This is a genomic window from Microvirga terrae, assembly GCF_013307435.2.
Classification (GTDB): domain Bacteria; phylum Pseudomonadota; class Alphaproteobacteria; order Rhizobiales; family Beijerinckiaceae; genus Microvirga; species Microvirga terrae.
This window is the reverse complement of sequence record NZ_CP102846.1, coordinates 283,287-301,068: the sequence shown is the minus strand read 5'-3', so window position 1 is coordinate 301,068 and position 17,782 is coordinate 283,287. Positions and strand designations below refer to the sequence as shown.

Annotated in this window: 11 protein-coding genes and 1 pseudogene; 5 read left to right on the top strand and 7 right to left on the bottom strand. The window is 56.0% G+C overall.

Annotation, left to right across the window (positions count from 1 at the left end):
* Nucleotides 1–2,495: 2,495 nt before the first annotated feature.
* Both HPT29_RS29025 and HPT29_RS26070 read left to right on the top strand, forming a co-directional pair.
* On the top strand, nt 2,496–3,302 hold the full coding sequence (locus HPT29_RS29025; RefSeq protein WP_432807340.1) for an AraC family transcriptional regulator: 807 nt from the start codon (nt 2,496–2,498) through the stop codon (nt 3,300–3,302).
* 881 nt (nt 3,303–4,183) lie between these two features.
* Entirely contained in the window at nt 4,184–4,561 is a 378-nt protein-coding gene (locus HPT29_RS26070; protein WP_173945150.1) for a response regulator transcription factor, read from the top strand.
* 85 nt (nt 4,562–4,646) lie between these two features.
* Here HPT29_RS26070 and HPT29_RS26065 read toward each other — a convergent pair whose 3' ends face one another.
* The 4 genes and pseudogenes from HPT29_RS26065 to HPT29_RS26055 all read right to left on the bottom strand — a co-directional run bounded on the left by HPT29_RS26065 (nt 4,647) and on the right by HPT29_RS26055 (nt 10,506).
* Nucleotides 4,647–5,225 (bottom strand): DDE-type integrase/transposase/recombinase, encoded by a 579-nt coding sequence (locus HPT29_RS26065; RefSeq protein WP_259060841.1) that lies wholly within the window; start codon nt 5,223–5,225, stop codon nt 4,647–4,649.
* Nucleotides 5,226–5,307: 82 nt separating this feature from the next.
* Nucleotides 5,308–5,439 (bottom strand): annotated as a pseudogene (locus HPT29_RS29020) (leucine zipper domain-containing protein); the annotation flags it as partial.
* A gap of 781 nt (nt 5,440–6,220) precedes the next feature.
* On the bottom strand, nt 6,221–9,364 hold the full coding sequence (locus HPT29_RS26060; RefSeq protein ID WP_173945147.1) for an efflux RND transporter permease subunit: 3,144 nt from the start codon (nt 9,362–9,364) through the stop codon (nt 6,221–6,223).
* Nucleotides 9,361–10,506 carry an efflux RND transporter periplasmic adaptor subunit gene (locus HPT29_RS26055; protein WP_173945146.1) on the bottom strand — a complete coding sequence of 382 codons (1,146 nt, stop codon included), beginning with the start codon at nt 10,504–10,506 and terminating at the stop codon, nt 9,361–9,363. The genes HPT29_RS26060 and HPT29_RS26055 overlap by 4 nt, the downstream gene beginning before the upstream one ends.
* An 812-nt stretch (nt 10,507–11,318) precedes the next feature.
* On the opposite strand from HPT29_RS26055, the gene HPT29_RS26050 reads away from it, so the two are divergent.
* Complete coding sequence (locus tag HPT29_RS26050) at nt 11,319–11,969, top strand: response regulator transcription factor (protein ID WP_173945145.1); 651 nt, start codon at nt 11,319–11,321, stop codon at nt 11,967–11,969.
* 284 nt (nt 11,970–12,253) lie between these two features.
* Here HPT29_RS26050 and HPT29_RS26045 read toward each other — a convergent pair.
* Nucleotides 12,254–13,196, bottom strand: a protein-coding gene (locus HPT29_RS26045) for an IS630 family transposase (protein ID WP_259060839.1) whose coding sequence is annotated in 2 segments (ribosomal slippage) — nt 12,254–12,863 and nt 12,862–13,196 — 945 coding nt in all. Because the reading frame shifts where the segments join, the coding sequence is not laid out codon by codon here.
* A 627-nt stretch (nt 13,197–13,823) separates the two neighbouring features.
* On the opposite strand from HPT29_RS26045, the gene HPT29_RS26040 reads away from it, so the two are divergent.
* Both HPT29_RS26040 and HPT29_RS29015 read left to right on the top strand, forming a co-directional pair.
* A complete protein-coding gene (locus HPT29_RS26040; RefSeq protein WP_173945019.1) occupies nt 13,824–14,240 on the top strand; it encodes a hypothetical protein in 417 nt (138 codons plus the stop codon).
* Nucleotides 14,241–14,273: 33 nt separating this feature from the next.
* Nucleotides 14,274–15,419, top strand: coding sequence for a GlxA family transcriptional regulator (locus HPT29_RS29015; protein ID WP_173945018.1), 1,146 nt, complete (start codon nt 14,274–14,276; stop codon nt 15,417–15,419).
* Nucleotides 15,420–15,999: 580 nt separating this feature from the next.
* On the opposite strand, the gene HPT29_RS26035 is transcribed toward HPT29_RS29015, so the two are convergent.
* Both HPT29_RS26035 and HPT29_RS29010 read right to left on the bottom strand, forming a co-directional pair.
* Nucleotides 16,000–16,769 (bottom strand): IS5 family transposase gene (locus HPT29_RS26035; RefSeq protein WP_259060837.1). Its coding sequence is split into 2 segments (ribosomal slippage): nt 16,000–16,448 and nt 16,448–16,769, totalling 771 coding nucleotides; the frame shifts between segments, so codons are not numbered across the junction.
* Between the two features lie 559 nt (nt 16,770–17,328).
* On the bottom strand, nt 17,329–17,766 hold the full coding sequence (locus tag HPT29_RS29010; RefSeq protein ID WP_432807339.1) for a helix-turn-helix transcriptional regulator: 438 nt from the start codon (nt 17,764–17,766) through the stop codon (nt 17,329–17,331).
* Nucleotides 17,767–17,782: the final 16 nt, after the last annotated feature.

Sequence of the window (17,782 nt, the reverse complement as noted above, 5' to 3'; positions counted from 1 at the left end):
AGAGTATTCGCTACGTGATTTGTAAGTCCCAACGCGCGTTAAGGACAGCAACTGCTCTCTGGTAATTGGGCGACCGCGATGCTCCAACATGCCGGAATTGTTGTTCACAGCGTGCGTGTAGGGGAAGCAGCAGTGACGGGATCCGGTATCGGCCGTCAGGCATAGCCCGAGTCCGGATCAGCATCGACATTTCCATGGGGAGCCGCACCGGATCGGATCAGGTGATTAGGGTGAGGAGTTGAGCTCATCTACACGTGACGGGGGTCCCCCGGCTCCGTCTCATGAGACAAATCGAGTCCATGCAAGCGCGAGGCAGCCACACAATGAGCCGCATGTAGGCGAAGTGTCACAGCACGTCGTTAATCTGATGGGTTTCACCTCTATACGAAGGCGCGACCGCGGATCGTACGCTGGCGTACTGGCAGGGACTCCACAATCCCGAACTATCGCCTGGTGATCCTCGAGCACGAGTGAGGTCTGGTCGCTGACCGAAAGACTATCTTCGACAGATCCCCTGTCAACCTGGGCTCAAGCAAGATCATTCAGTTGCAGTGGCATCAGGTATCGCATTCATGGACGAGTCGGTTGTCCGCTGTCAGCGCGACGCTCTTAGCACGTCGGGTGCTCGGCCCTGTTTGGGACGTATCGCGTCCCGAGCGACCGTCAGAGTCTTTCCCGTATGGGCGGTTTGCTGCAGCGTCATCGGTTCCTCATGTCCCGCCACCCGGCTCAATAAAACAAAAAACTTCATCGCCTCCAAACACAGATGAGGATGGAGGCGGAGCACAAAGGTGAGGCTCTGCGCCTAATCCGTCAGGTACTTGGTCACGCGGAACAATCTTACTTGGAGGGATGTCCACCCACTTACCGTATTTGAGAGCAGTCCACCGTTGCTTGAGGTTGTCCCACTTCGCTTCAGTCGGAGCACAGTCCCGATTGCTGCAGCAGCTTGAGTTCTTAGTATCCGGACGCATGATCCCGTTATAAAGGTGATGGTATGAACCGTGGGACAGATTATGGTCATAAGAGTGCTCCTCATCAGCAAGAGCACGCCTGAAGCAGAGGGTCGTGGCGGTTCCGATCACCAGAAGGGCAAACAGAACTCTTTCCAAATGCGTCCGATGCTCGGGTCGTTTCATTTATACCTCCTGTCCGCGAGCACTCTTGTTCGTTGCAGCCAGCATTGTGTCATCAGCTCTAGTGCACGCGTCGGATCCTAATCTTGATGATTAGGTCATCGCATGATGATCATGGACCTCGTCGCAGTATCGACTAGTCGCTTGCCTTCCCTGCTGGATTGAGCGTCAGTGTGTACAACCGGCACTGAGATCAACAGACGGCCGCTCGGTTGCCTTAAAGACCGGCCTCGGTCCTCAGTCGCCATATGGAACGACCGGCCACAACACCGGCGCATTTGCCAACTGGCGCACCGCTGCCATTGTCCATTTGAGTGAGACCGACGGCAGGCGTCGTTCGACCCCTCGATAATGAACGCTTCGAGTTTCGAACAATGACGTGCGCAGGAGCCTTCCGGGAAACCGACAAACACGGAATGACTGCATGATCGTTTGACAAGCTATGGCAATCTCGCACGTCAGTCGCCTGTCAGATCACTCAGGGTGACCGATCGTTTTGCTTCATGTACTCCAATGAACCATTCACGAACTGGGTCGCGGATGCCCTATACTGTCGTTAATCTGGAATTTTCACACTTAACATGGGCCGAATCAACTTCGCTCCGCTCCCCGGGTAGCTACTTGTCGCATGGGCATTGAAAGAGACGATGTATGCTCCTGTCAGTCATGCCCATATGACTTAAACGTTGGACCATAAGTGATTTCACGTGAGCCTTCTAAGAGAGGGTGACAAAGGGAAATGTGTTCGATGGATCTCGAAGATATGCACTCGTACCGTCCGTGAGACCGTCCAAGGGACTGCGGCGGAGCCTTGAGGTGATTACCCCATATTTGAGATGGGGCGATGGTCTTCAGCATTTGCGGCCGGCCGGCTAGTTACCCAGACCTTTCCATGTAACTGATCTTGCACGTCGGCAGTAGCGTCTGGAGCCTGAGTAACCGAAGTTGATCCGATAATTATAGTGCGGAAAGGTTCGGGCTTCGCTCAGATGGTGGCAGACCAGGAGTCGCCGGCGCGTGCCTTTGTTCCGCTGGCCCTTCCTAGGCGTCTCTAGAGTTCACGGGCGTCCTGTCCCGGAGACCAGGTCGTTAATCGACCGACGTGTCAGTGAAGCAAGGGAGAATGGTGTGCCTAGGTCTGAGAGCAACACGTCGATCTCAACGCACGGGAAAGTCGTGGATATTCCGTCACATCAGGTTCAGTGCTGCCCGCGACCCATCACTCCGGGAGTGGAGCAGAGAGTGATCAGGAACCGCTTGGTGCAGAACAGTTCCTGGCGGCACCCCCCCGATCTGGGCGGAAACTCGAGGGTTGTTGTATCGAGATTAACTGATTTGCGCTCGTTTCAGCGCCGCGAGATGTCAGACACACCCTCTGGTATGCACATCATTAGCGTCTCATTGAAGCCGGTCTCAATTCAGCTTAGTAGTAGCGACGGTATCTTGTTTGAGGGAACTATGCCTCTCGGCATGGTCCTCATCAGCGGGCCGTGCGAACGCCTGACGGCAGAGTTCAAGAGCGCCTGCGACTTTCTACATATTTTCGTGTCTGAGGAGTACTACAATCGAAATAGTGCTGCTTTGCGCAGTTCCGCCCGAAAACGCGTGCGGCTCTCGCAGGTTGTTGAGCGCGACAGATCGATCGATCAGATTTGCCGGAAACTGATAGATTCTGCGAGATCAGATGACCCTCTCTGTCTGGTACGTGTCGGTCAGGCTATCCTGATGCGGGTTATGAGCCTGAGGACACCACAAAGGAGAGTGTGCCCCTTGCCAAAGTGGAGATTGAGGCGGGTTGAAGACTACATTGATTCACATATTGATCGATCTGTACGCCTCGCCGACTTAGCAGCAGCGTCAGGTCTTTCGCAGATGCATTTTGCGGCGCAGTTTCGCGCGGCAACGGGATACCGGCCTCATGAATATCTCCTCAAGCGCCGAATTGATTATGCAATAACCCTAATGTCTTCGACGAACTTCTCACTTCTAGAGATTGCCCTTAGTGTAGGGTTCCAGAGTCAAGCTCACTTCTCAACAGTATTCAAGCGGTTCTCCGGTACCAGTCCGGCGTTGTGGCGTCACGCCCACCGGAGTCGCTCTCGAACAGATCAAAAGCACGGAAGAGGCCTGATATCTGGCAGTAATACCCACCCACAAAAGTTCTGACTTCAGGGACGGGTCCGCGGCTCCCTTCGCCACCAACCCTGCGCGTCAGAATTTCTCTGACCGGGTATAAAACATCAGGCATCAGGCGGTTATCACCCTGGAACGCGACAACGACCAGACGGGTATGAGCCACCTTGACGCGTTGAGAGGATTACTATGAGCAGGTGTGATCTTGGTGCTACCTATCGGCGCTCATCTGTTCGCAGTTACGATTTTGAGCCCTTACAATCGGAACAGCCGGCTCTTACACCTGTAAGCTCGTCCACCTTTGTCTGTAACGCTTGGCGACGCGGAACGCTCGTCGCTAACATCTTGATGCAGCTGGAACCAAAACTGGTGCGAACTATGGCGTACTTGGTTTGGTTGCTGTCGCAAAGACTAGATGGCTAGGATGCTGTCAGCCCGGAGCGTACGGTCATGAGTATCCTCCGCCTCAAATGCCCTGCTGCATCTCATGCCCTCTTGTGTGGAGTTCTACCATTTACACCTGATCCAGTCGCCGCTCCGTTTCGTGTATTGCGAAAGGGAACTCGGCGGGTACTGGATCCGCCGAAGCAAATAGCCAGCCTTCGAAGAAGCGGCGGGCCTATGTGCTCACGATCACTCCATTCGGGTACAGCACCACCTCAAGGCTAACATTTTATCCTTCTGTGTGACCAGCTGCTTGGGGACCCTTAAACTACCTTATGAGCTCAACGGCAGGATCTGGGTTAATTGGCTGTATGCTTCAGACGTGCCCGCCTTGGAGAGCACTGCTTTATACCAATCGGTATACCTAATAAACCTAAGTATGATACCACCGAATACTGTTCAAGTGTTATTTTGCTGATGATAGTTCGACCGGCAGATGTTTGTTTCGTCACCACGGGAGCGCGGGCCACTTGCCAGATGTTCCGATCATCTCGATTGTTGACGATGACGAATCCGTTCGCCTCGCGATTAAGAGTCTCCTCAATTCAATCGGATTAACTACTCAACTGTTTTCATCTGCGGAAGATTTTTTGCAGTCTGCCAGTGTGAGCGATACGTCATGTCTAATACTTGATGTCCAGATGCCCCGTATGAGCGGCGTTGAGTTGCAGAATTTCATGATTTCGCAAGGGTTGAGTACACCGATTATTTTCATCACTGCTTTTCCGGAAGAAAGTACCCGAACGAAGGTTCTAAAATCCGGAGCGGTTTGCTTCTTGAGCAAGCCCTTCGACGAACAGGCTTTACTTCAATGCCTTGATAAGGCACTGAAGCGGGATACAGGCTAGTTGTGGGTTCTGATCAGGTTGTTCCGGCGAGGGCGTGAGCCGGTGTTCGTCGACCGAGGCTACCATGCGGGTGCTACTGATTGTACTAGGTCAGCCACCGCGGCAGGTCGGCGGCTCTCGCATGGGATGAGCTGAACGGGATCGCATAGGCCCATTCCCGCAGCAGCGTCTGGATGAAGCGCTCGGCCGTGCCGTTGGTCTTGGACGTGTATGGTCTCGTGCGGACGTGCCGGATCCCGAGCAGCCGCAGCGCCTTGCGGAACAGCCGTGCGACATAACCGGATCCGTTGTCTGTCATCACCCGCTCGGCCCGGATGCCACGCGCTCTGAACCAGCGTAGCGCCCGCACCAGGAAGGCCGTGGTGGAGCGGCGGGTCTCATCCGGCAGCACCTCGCCGCAGGCGAGCCGGGTGGCGTCATCGATGGCCACATGAAAGCAGTCGTACCCAGCCCGAGCACTGGGGTTGCGCCGATCACCCGTGATGCGATGACCCACCCGCTCGAAGCGGGCCAGCTTCTTGATGTCCAGGTGGATCAACTCGCCGGGGTGCTGGCGCTGGTAGTGCCGCGGCGGCTCCTTTGGCTCCAGGGCTGTCAGGCGACCTAAGCCCGTCGGGTGAGCCAGGCTGCGAAGTGGAGCGGGAAAGGTTGAGCTTGCCGGCACTCTCCTCAGCGGTGAGCCGGTACTCCCGCCGGAGCATCTCAACCATGCCAGTCCAGTACGCGGCCGTGCGATTGGCCACCGTCGCGGGACGGGAGGAGCGCTTCTCCAGTCCGCTTGGACCTTCAGCCTTGAAGCGGGCCGGCCACTTGCGCGCGGCACGCTCGCCGATGCCGAAGCCGAAGCCTCGGGCCATGTCTCGTCGTGTCCAGTCTATCCGGGGCTACCACATTTGCTCAGCTCAGGGCTTGCCAGCCAGCCTGGATAACGCTTTTGCCGAACCGTGCCGCAAGCAAGCGCCCGGCTGAGTGGATTGCACTGTCTTGGGCGGCATCCCCGACAACCGTTCTCGAACAGCGTAACCCTACGCTGAAGGCAGCCTTGCAAGAATGATCGATTACACGCTGACCGCCGGCAGCGATATCCTTACTGCCAAGTATCAGGCCATCCGGCTCCAGATCGTGAACACAGACCGCCGGCTGCGGTGGTCGTAAGGTGAGAAGCAGCGAACCGCGGAGGAGAGCATATCGGCTCGTCGATCAATCTCGGTCACCGCGCTGGCACCGGACCTCGAACAAGTTGCTCTTCGCCTAGCGCAAGGCCAGTTGCGAAGGGTGGAGCGCTGATGAACGAGCCCGGGTTCCTGATCATCGGGTAGCGTCATCCCCAGCAGAGCGACGACAGACTCGTCGATCTTGATGTGGTCGATCTTCATGCGGCCATTCTACCACGCCACGAGCAGAAATTCCGCGGCCTTCGGCGGATTCCTACGGTCTTAAGTCATGAATGGATCACAACAGATTGCCATTTGTCGTACTACAACCTGGGCGCAGTGAGCGGTACTCCAGACTACGCTGATTTGAATTCTCTAGACCACCGAACGAAGCACAATGCATGTTTTGTCCTCGGCTATCGCAGGTATGCTCCTAAGCTTGAGAACCCATCGTGAAAGAATGAGAGTCAAGGTTGGGGGCTCCTCATTCCTCTGCGATCCGGTCTCACACTTCGCCACTTGGCGAGCTCTCGCCGCGGGGAGTGCGGCCGGAGCCGAACTCGCGCAACTTCTGGAAGACCACATAGAGCATTGGGATGATGAAGATACCAATCAGCGACGCAGCAATCATTCCTCCGAAGACGGGAGTTCCGACCGCACGTCGGCTAATTGCTCCGGCGCCTTCAGCAATCACCAGAGGCAGCAGACCAAAAATGAACGCGAGGCTAGTCATCATCACTGGTCGGAAGCGCAAGCGCGCGCCCTCAATCGCTGCATCGCGGACGCTCGCGCCCTGGCGCCTCTGCTGGAGTGCGAACTCGACGATAAGGATTCCGTTCTTGGCTGCAAGCGCTACTAACACCACAAGCCCGATCTGAGCATAGACATCAAAGGCGAGGCCGGACATCTTTACGGCCGCGATTGCGCCAAACATAGCGACACTGACGGATAGTAGGACGGGGATGGGGATGTTCCAGCTCTCGTAAAGAGCCACCAAAAAAAGGTAGGCGAAGAGTACTGCGAGCGCAAGAACGGTTCCGGTCTGGCCGCTTGCCGTCCTCTCCTGCAGTGCAGTTCCAGTCCATTCAAAACCATAGCCAGACGGCAGTGTCGTGGCTGAGATCCGCTCCATCGCCGAAAGTGCTTGGCCTGAGCTGTATCCAGACATAGGCGTGCCGTTGATGATTGTGGCCCGAAATCCGTTATAGCGTATAACCGCTTGCGGTCCCTGCACGAGACGAGCTTGAGCAAGGGCGCGGACTGGCACCATCATCCCGGCAGCATTGCGGACATAGACCCGGTAAATGTCTTCGATTTCGTCGCGGAACGCAGCCTCCGCCTCAACATTGACCTGCCAAGTTCGACCGAAGAGATTGAAGTCATCGACATAAAATCCGCCAAGTGATGCCTGTAGCGCGCTGAAAATGCTACTAGTAGAGATGCCTAGCACCTGAGCCTTGTCGCGATCGATATCGAGATAAACCTGCGGTGTATCTGCTGCAAAGGTACTGAAGACACCAGCGAGCTCCGGTTGCTGGTTGGCGGCGACAAGAACTCCGCGCATAACTGCCGCAAGATCATTGGGACTTTGGCCCTGCAGCGCTTCAAGGCCGTACTGGAAACCGCCGGTGTTGCCCAGGCCAAGAACAGGCGGCAGGTTAAACGGAAAGACTACGGCGCCCTGAACGGCGGCGAGTTGCGGACGAAGGCGTCCAATGACCGCATCGACGCTTTGAGATGGATCCGTGCGCTGCTCGTACGGTTTCATTCGGATTACGAAAAAGGCATTGTTCGACGAGGCCACATAGTCGATAAAGTTAAGACCAACCACGGATAGGACGCCCGCCACTCCTGGAGTCGGCCGAATGATATCCTCCACCTGAGCAACCAGCTTCTCAGTCCGCTCGCTGGATGCGCCCTCGGGCAACCGCATGGCGGCGAAGATAACCCCCTGATCCTCCGATGGCAGGAAGCCCTGTGGGGTGCTCCTGAAGAGGACGAATGAAGCCACAGCGACTCCAAGCACGATGATTGGACCGATGACTGCTACGCGCACGAGACGGTGGACCAGTGCGGCATACCCATCGCGAATTCGGTCAATTCCACTGAGAACATACCGCATGGGACCGCGCCGCTGGCCTACACGTTTCAACAGAATCGAACATAACGCGGGGCTCAATGTTAAAGCGTTTACCGCCGAGATGACCATTGCGATTGAAACTGCGACCGCGAACTGGCGAAAAAGCTCGCCACTGACTCCGGGAATGAAGGCTACTGGAATAAATACCGACAGCAGAACCAATGTGATTGCAATAATAGGACCAGTGATTTCTGCCATGGCCTTCTTCGTGGCATCAGGAATTGAGAGGTTCGGCTCTTCCTCAATCACCCGCTCCACGTTCTCGGTAACTACAATGGCATCATCGACGACAATCCCGATGGCGAGGACCAGTGCAAGGAGCGATACCGTATTGGCCGAATAGCCAACAATCAACATAACAGCGAAGGTGCCAATGATCGAGACTGGTACCGCTACGAGGGGGATTACCATGGTGCGCACCTTGCCCAAGAACAGGAACACGACAAGTGCGACCAAAACGAAGGCGATGATAAGAGTACGGATAACCTCGCCGACAGTTGCTGTAACGAAGACAGTCGCGTCGTAGAATACGTCGCTGCGGACATCATCTGGAAAACGGCTGGTTAGTTCGTCAATCACCTCTCGCACGCGACGCGCCACTTCAACCGCATTTGCGCCTGGCGCTTGGTAGATGCCAATTGTTGCTGATGGCACTCCATTGAGGCGGGTTTGCCGGTCTTGCGTCTTGGCGCCCAGATCAGTGCGGGCTACATCCTTGATGCGGACGAAGGAGCCATCGGGGTTTGCACGAAGTACAATGTTTCCAAACTCCTCGGTCTTGGTCAGCCGTCCCTTTGTCTTGATGGTTAGCTGTAGCTGCTGGCTGCTTGATGCGGGTTCCGCACCGATGCGGCCGACCGCCGCTTGCAGGTTTTGGGTTTGGATCGCCGCGATCACGTCGGCTGGCGTTAAGTTGAAGGCTGTGAGACGAGCGGGGTCGAGCCACAGACGCAGCGAATAGTCGAGAGGGCCGAAGAGGCTTGCCTGACCGACGCCGGGAATGCGTGCAAGTGGGTCGATAATGTTGATCGTGGCATAGTTGTTCAGAAACAGCGGGTCGTGCGTGCCACGTGGGGCTGACAACGTGATGACTTGTAATAGTGCAGCTGATTTCTTGCGGATGACAAGGCCCTGACGTTGAACTTCCTGAGGAAGGAGTGGTGTTGCAAGCTGAGCGCGATTCTGGACGTTAACCGTATTGATGTCAGGGTCAGTTCCGAGGGCGAAGGTGACGGTCAGTGTGTAACTACCGTCGGCGCCGCTCGTTGATTGATAATAGAGCGCGTTATCAACACCATTAACCTGCTGCTCGATCGGCTGAGCGACTGTGGTCTCGACAACCTCGGCATCGGCTCCAGGATAGAGGGTCGTGAGCGAGACCTGAGGTGGCACAATTTCAGGGAACTGAGCGACTGGGATCGCACGCAGGGCGATTAATCCCGCCAAGGTGATGATGATGGAAACGACAAAAGCGAGGCGTGGCCGATCAATGAATACATTCGAGATCATTTGCCCTGGGCCTCCGGCGCTATTGCCTTGGCCTGCACGACTTGTCCGGGTTGGACCTTCTGGATTCCATCAACAATCACATACTCTCCCTCGTGAAGACCCGCAGTTACTACAACATTGGTGTCGCGGCTTGGGCCGGTTTCAATCCGGCGCTGCTGCACCTTGTGCTGATCATCCACCACAAGCACGTAGTAGCCGCTCTGGTCGAATTGCAAAGCTGCTTGCGAGATGACCACGCGCGGCTCCTCCATGCGGCGACGGATCTCCACCGTCACGAATTGGCCGTCGATCAACTGCCCGTCGGGGTTTGGAATCGTCGCACGCATGATGAGCGTATCAGTCTGTTGATCAACCTGTGGATCGGTCAGATCCCACACACCGCGGTGCGCGTACTCGGTGCCGCTTGACAGGCGGAGGCGGATCTCGATCTTGGCGAGCCCGCCTCCTTCCTCGTGGCGGGCTTCACGAATGAGCTCCAGATCTCGCACGCTTACTGGGAAGAGCACATAGGTCGGATTTTGACTCACGATTGTTGCAAGTACACCGCTCGCAGGATTGACTAGATTCCCGACGGTGAATGCGGTTCGGCCGATCAGGCCGTTGATTGGAGATCTAATCACGGTGTAGCCGAGGTTCACCTCTGCCTGGGTGAGTGCAGCCTTCACCTGTAAGACATTGGCCTTGGCGCTATCGAGGTTCGCCTTGTCTTGATCAACAGTAGACTGAGGGCTAAATTGGCGCTGCGAGAGAGATAGCTGCCGCTCATACTGGAGCTGTGCGTTGGTTGCCACAGCCTCAGCCGATGCCAAGTTCGCTTTTGCTTGGTCTAATTGCGCTTGAAACTGAATTTTCTCGATCTGGTACAATAGGTCACCAGTCCTGACTGCCTGACCCTCTCGGAACGCAACTTGCTCGAGAAAGCCTTCGATGCGGGCTCGCAGATCGACTTTGCTCACTGCCTTGACGTGTCCGACAAATTGAAAAGACTGGCTTACCCCACGCGTCTGTACGGGCTGTACGCTGACTGCTGGCGGCGGCGCCGGAGGCGCTGATTGCTGTGGAGCATTACACGCCGCTTGGATTAGAAGACCAATGAGAACGGTCACCCTCCAGTAGAACTTCTTCGACCGATACGGGTTCATCGTACCTCCTACGATCCACATCACCCGAGATCTTGCTGGTCTCGCAGGAACTGGCGGTTGTGGATTAACCTTTTCCCACCAACTGGTGGTCCGTTACGTACCCAACCTCTAGCCTCTCAACAGGAGCGTTAGATAAGAAATGGCAGCAGTCAGCTTTGTTGAAGGTAACAGCAGACGACCGTGGCCTAATTCGTGAGCTGCACAGAAGTCAGTGAAACGTTCGAACCAGTGTAGGCACATACTGCAAATATTCGATTATATCGTGCAGTTCCGAGAGCACCGATTAGTTTAGTACGGTTATACTTTCGTTTGGCACGTCCACACGAAAGGATCAGACCCAAAACTTAAAGGTGCGGCTCGGGTTGTTGCTATCAGCTGACTGCGGAGTTACAGCATATGCTAGCCGCTTTCTTGTGACCTAATTTTCATAATGCGGCGGCGAGTGGCTCAATAAACGATTGTAGGGCGCGGCGCAGTTAAACCGTGCAATAGAAAGTATAGGCAGGACTTGCTGACGACCTGTCGTGAACGAGATCGGCAGCACGGGGATAGCCACAGCCGATCCCGGCTGCAGGTCTCAATGGAGTTTCGGGTTTGCTCACTGACCAAGACGTCAGCACCTCACTTGGAGTTTAGCGCTCTCACTGTAGTATGAAGACCGAATAGCGGAGGTAACGTACTGTGATCGGCAAATCCGCAATTGTCTTATGTGCTCGCTCCTATCGTTATCATGGCACTTGGATCTCGTTTATGATTTCGTGAACTCAATGCTATCTTCAGCTAGTTTCACTACGCATTAGGGGGTGATATACATGATATCACGTAGCACCTCTCCGGAAGCAGCCGAAGAGCCAGTCGTCTTTCTCGTCGACGACGATCAGTCCTTGCGCGAGGCGCTCAGAAGCCTCTTTCGCTCAGTTGGGTACCAGGTCAAGATATTCGGCTCGTCCGCTGAATTGCTCGAGAGCCATTTCCCCGATGCACCAAGCTGTCTCGTACTTGACGTTAGACTCCCAGGCATAAGCGGTCTTGATCTTCAAAAAGAACTCGCCAGAGTACAGATCAACATTCCTATCATCTTCATAACTGGCCATGGCGACATCCCAATGTCTGTAAAGGCCATGAAGGCAGGAGCCATCGACTTTTTAGCTAAACCATTTCGGGATCAAGACATGCTTGATGCGGTTGCTATTGCGCTCGACCGTGATCGCGAGCGGCGACAAGCCGAGAAGCAATTAATGAATCTGCGGGCCTGCTTTGGCACACTGACACAGCGGGAACGCGAGGTAATGAGACTTGTCGTTGATGGTTTGCTGAACAAGCAGGTTGCAGGAGAACTTAGACTCAGCGAAATCACGGTCAAAGTCCATCGGGGCAACGTCATGCGGAAAATGGGTGCGCACTCGCTTGCCGATCTTGTGCGAATGGCAGAGATCCTGGGTGTTCGCGCGGCCTCCCCGTGAGTTCGAAGTGCAGCAGATGTTTAACTGATAAGCACCCGCAGATCAGGAGCATCACGCCTACCATATGAGCGCTATACTGGCTCGCGACCGTGTCACTTGTGGACTGCTTCGTTACAGGTGGATGCGCGAAGATCGGTTGCGTTGGCTCTTGGACGCCACACGATAAGGATCCCTTCTGGCGGACAGTAAATCCAAACCTCGAGCGAGCATCTGGACAGCCCTACTGACGCGAAACCCAGCCAATCCGATTCTAGTCTGCGGCCAGCGTCTAGAGCCATTTCCGCTTACTCCGGTTCATATCCAGCGGCCCTGAAGTAGTTAGCGCATTCCTCGGGCGAGAACTCGTCTAACAGTTCACCGATGGTCTGCCAGAGCGCGTCCTTGGTGCGGGCAGCCGCCTTGCGCAGCAGTGCCTTAAGCTTGGCGAAGGCATTTTCAATTGGGTTGAAGTCAGGGGAATACGGCGGCAGGCGCCTCAACGTCGCCCCTGTTGCCGCGACAAGCTCCCGCACCGTCGCGCTCTTGTGCGGCGGCAGGTTGTCCAGGATCACCACGTCGCCCGGCCGGAGGGTCGGCACCAGGATCTGCTCGACATAAGCCGCAAACCACGGGCCGGTCATCGGCCCATCCAGCACCATCGGCGCGGTAAACCCGCTCAAGCGTAGACCGGCCACAAAGGTGGTGGTCTTCCAATGTCCGTGCGGCAGTCCGACCCGCAAGCGTTGGCCTCGCGCGCAGCGTCCATACAGGCGTGCCATCTTGGTCGAGGCGCTGGTCTCGTCGATGAACACCAATCGTTCCGGGTCGAGATCCAACTGCCCGTCAAACCAAGCCTCGCGCGCGGCTCTGACATCGGGCCGGTCGCGCTCGCAGGCGTGGGCGGTTTTTTTTGACGGTGATCGCCCGCGCGTGGAAGAAGCGCCAGAGCGTGCCGATGCCAGCCGAGACGCCGCGCTCCTGCTTCAGCCTCGCCTGCATCTCGTGAAGAATGATATGCGAGGAGGCTTCAATCAGCTCCAGCAGAAAAGCCGCATGCGCGTCGAGCTTGGAGTGCCTGGGTTGACCCTGCCGGCGGGCAGCCACCTCGCCGGATCGAGCGCGGCGCACCCACAGAACGGCGGTTGAGATGCCGACCCCATAGCGGGCGGCGGCCTGCCGCACTGAGGCGCCACCCAGGGCTGTCTTGATCACCCGGTCCCGCAGATCCTGACTGTAAGCGCGTGCCATGCCGTGCCTCCATGTCTGGACGCCAGCAGGCCACATCAGATCTCAAAGCGGAATCCCTCCGACTCGGAATAGTCGGAAAAGGCTCTAGGTGGATCAACGTTTGCGTCCAACCGCTGAGTGTATCTGAGGGACTTTAACTTGTTTGTGAAGGCCTCGTTTCCGCGTGCCGCTCAGGCCGCATACTCAGCTACCAATACATTCCTCCCTGTTTCGCGCGACAGGCTCAAGGGCCGACAGCCTAGTCACACCTCGTAAGGGTATCGCCGATCGGGATAGGATGTTATGCCTGCGACATGTTCTTGCAACACCAAGGCCTGGCCGCTCGACATTGCGACGCCTCCGGTCATGTCGTTTGTACGCTGTCGGCTGTTGATGGCTTTGCTCTTTCGTGTACAACGAAGGGCTGATGCGGCTGCTGCGTTTCTGATCTGCGAGTAACTGTCTCGACCCGACATGCGAACTCCTGCATACGAAGGTGTGTCCCTCCCGAGACCTCCTGGTGATCGAGCCTTCCACATGGACGATGGCGCTCCCTTGCTAGGCCATGCTAATTTTCAACTCCAGACATCTTCTTCCGGGTTTCTATGAGAGGGTGCTAGCTTTCCAACTTGGTGCTAGGAGGCAGCTATGACATCGGCCAGGGAGGAACGCATTTTGATTGTTGATACCAATGCAGTGTTCCGCGAGAGCCTCGCAAGGGAGCTTCAAGGGAGGAACTACGACACTGTAACTGCAGAATCTGGTATCCAAGCACTTTTGCTCTTGCGAGCTCACAACCGTGGTATCGATTGGCTTTATAGCCGCGCAAGTCTTCCTGGCCTGATTGATGGCTGGATACTTGCCGACGAATATCATGACAGCCATCCCGATCGGTCAGCAGTAATTGCGGCGTCGTGTACACGAAGCTCTTCCCAAGGTCATATCGTTCTGAATGATCCTTCACCCGCCGGCGTGATCGACGCAATGTGGTACTCGATGACTCAGGAACAGCCCGCACATACACCGACTATAACTCAATGGGCTGAGCAGCGAATTGCAGCTTGAAAGTATGCCACCGGCCTTCCACCGGAGACTGTGATGATCCATGCATCTTCAAGCCATACAGCCAGTAACAATCATGCGGGCCTTGCCCAAACTTCCTCGCCTTGGCCGTGCTCGGGCATCGGCGCGCCCAGAAACGTTGTTGTTGTTTTGCCGCCGGGCACATTTGCTCTAGACGTTGCTGGAATGATCGAAGTCTTCGCAGAGGCGTCAAATCTTGTAGGGCGACAGGAACTATACAATGTCCAGTCCGTAGGCCTGCAACGCGGCATCGTGGAGGGGTTCGGGGGCATTCGGCTGGTGGTCGATCATTTGCTTGAAGATGTTCGTGATCCCTTCGACACGTTGTGTATTATTGGCAGTCCTAGAATAGATGTTAATCCGACGTTGAGCGCTTGGCTCGCCCGAAATGCCCAGGCCGTTCGTCGAATCGCTTCAACGGGTTCGGGCCTTTCTACACTTGCGGCTGCTGGCCTTCTTGATGGGACGAAAGTGACGACGCATCAGCCCTTGTTGAAGCAGTTCATCGGAGCCGATCCGAGCATCCACCAGAACTCTGCCACTATCACGGTACACAACGGATCTATCTTCACGTCTGCAGGACGAACTGCGGGCGTCCAGCTCGCACTCACGCTTGTCGAGGATGACTTTGGACGAGACCTCGCAGTTGCAGTCGCACAAACGTTGGTGACAAGCTCATACCAACCTCCCAGCTCGATCCCAATCGACCCACAACCTACGAGATCCGCACCAGCAGGAAGCGTGGCTTGGTCGGCACTAGAGTACATTTACGGGAATCTCACGGCCGACCTTTCGATTAGAGCACTTGCTAGTCGCGCTCACATGAGTCCCAGAAATTTGTCGAGGGTATTTCAACGAGACTTCAACATGACTCCCCGCAGTTTCGTCGAGATGGTCCGACTCAAGAATGCATGTTCGATGCTCGAGAGCAAGAAGCCCCTCGCTCTAAAGACCGTTGCTTACCTATGCGGCTTTAAGACTGTCAGCAATATGCGTCGCGCCTTTCTGCGAAGCTTCAGCGTTGGACCTAGCAACTACCGAAGCCGCTGTCGCCCCGAACTGTCGGAGGTAAGACACCTCGCAGCTCGCGCAGTTCCTCTACCAGAGCGCAGCCGGTGTGCTCTGCAGAGTTTCCCCAACGCGGATGTCATCGGCCTCTAAGCAAACGAAAACAAATTTCAGATAGCACTAGTGTATCGCATGAACCGATGGTTCAATAACCGTAAGACCTGCTGGCCAAACACTAATAACTCCGCCACGACTGCCGAAATCAACCCAGATTTGCCGGTTTAAGGATAGTCGTGGTCGCGAGGCGGCTGTATTTGTGAGCAGCCCTCCCAATAGAAGCTGCTCCCTAGCCATTGGCTAGCAAGTGATCGCAGCCGATAGAGCCGAGCCGTTTCTCGAATTGGAGTGTCGATCCGTGCGGGTTGTCTTATCCTACTGCTCAGCGAGAATGTTCGCGCAAGCTATGCTTCCGTTGGTGGCGATCAAACATGATCACCCGGATCGTTGTAATGACAACGAACTTAGGCCATCCTGTCACTTACTTCCGAGGTTTCGTCTAAAGCGTGAGACATTCCCATTACAACCATGTCTTACGTAACATCGGACGAACCCGTTACCGTCAATATAGAAGGGCCGACAGACGTGCCTCGTTACCCGCGTTACCGAAGCCCAGCAAGAACCTTAGATTGATGAACCAAACTGACCGTTCAAATCGAACTTCCACTACGGCCTGTTAGTTCTTGAGCCAGTCGATTGCTGCGGCGAGGCAGAGCACGCCCATGAAGGATGAGGCCGTCTTCTCGTAGCGCGTTGCAACAGCCCGCCACTCTTTGAGCCTGGCCCAGAGCCGCTCGACGACATTGCGGTTGGTATAGATCCAGGCCGGACAGGCCACCGGCGCCTCATTGGACTTGGCCGGGATCGCCGGCCTCGCATCGAGGCTCCAGATGTGCTCGCGGAAGCTGTGACTGGAGTAGCCGCGATCCGCTACGACCCAGCTGGGCACACCCGGCAGAGTGTCGGGCAGCGGAATGGCGTCAGGCAGCTCGTGCGCCTGACCCGGTGCACGGCGAAACGCGATAGCGCGTCCGAGACCGTCGGCGATCACGCAAGCCTTGGTGCCATAGCCGCCACGAGAGCGACCAAGTGCTTCACGATCGTCTCGTTGAGCTTGAGAGCCCCTTTTCGACGAGCCCCGGCCGCCTTCTGATGCGCGCGCACGCTGGTGCCGTCCAGGAACGTCATTCCAAGCTGGACGCCGCGCTCCTGCACCAGGTTGAGCAGGCGCTCCCAGACACCCAGACGAGCCCAGCGGATGAAGGTCTGAGCGGCGCGCCACCAGGGCCCTAATTCCGAGGGCACAGCGCGCCACTTGGCGCCATTCTGATGCCGCCAGAGGATCGCCTCCATCGTGCGACGCAGATCTTGCGGCGGCGTCTTGCCCTTAGGACGGCACTGTTCCACCAAAGGCTCCAGCATGGCCCATTGCGTGTCCGTCAGCATGGCTCCTCCTTAAACAGGACGAGCAAAACGCCTCCAGGTGCAAAGGGTTCAAGTCATAACAGGCCGTAGAACTCACATCTTCCCAGTGACTTGCGAGAATTAATGCTCCGACACCAAAGTCTCGACACCCGATGAATATGTTGTGATCTGTACACGGCATCACTTCTGCAGGCTAACCCCTCTGATCGCGGCCGCTTGGGTGCTCAAGCCACCCTCCTAGATCACCGCCAGGGCCAGCAAGCGGCGGGTTTGCAGGGCACCCATACTCTGATGCGCCAGCTGGCGCAGGCGACCGGCATCGTCAAACCGGAAGGCGACCGGAATGAACATGGCAACACCTTCGTCTGCCGTGCTAAATCACATCTCGAAGGCTCTGAGGCTGTGACGAGACGCGCTCACCAAGACGTAGTATGAGCCGTGGCCCTGCACTAAAGTTCAGTGATCCGCCTCCTGCGGGCCCCTACCTCATGAAAGTCATGCACGCCCTCATGCTGGAGAGAAGGTAGGAAGCACGTTCCTGTCGGCTCGAGAGAAGCGACGGTGCTTCTCGAGCAGCAAACTATGTGGTGATTAACCCGTCCGCCACTGCCCTTGCTACGGCTTGAGTTCGATTCATCACGTCGAGGCGACCCATAGCTTGAGCGCAGTGAAAATCAACGGTGCGTGTGCTCACTCCAAGGATCGTTGCAATCTCTGAGGAAGTTTTACCTCGGCCAACCCATGTTAGAACCTCTGTCTCCCGGCGAGTTAGACGGAATTTCGGCTGACACTGCTTCGCTTGATTGGAACAGGAGGCGTAATCATCAAAGTCTACATTCAAAACCTCGAATTCAGCTGACCCCACTTGAGGATCACCAGAGCCGAACTGAAAATCCGAACAGTCATCCCTCTGTTCACAGCGGCTGGCCCGGACCGTCAAAGAGAATGTAGCATCAGGCGAGCGAGCCTTAGCTAGGTGTTGCAGAATCTTTGATCCAAGTTGGTCGGATAATCGCATCTCATAGGGTACGAGG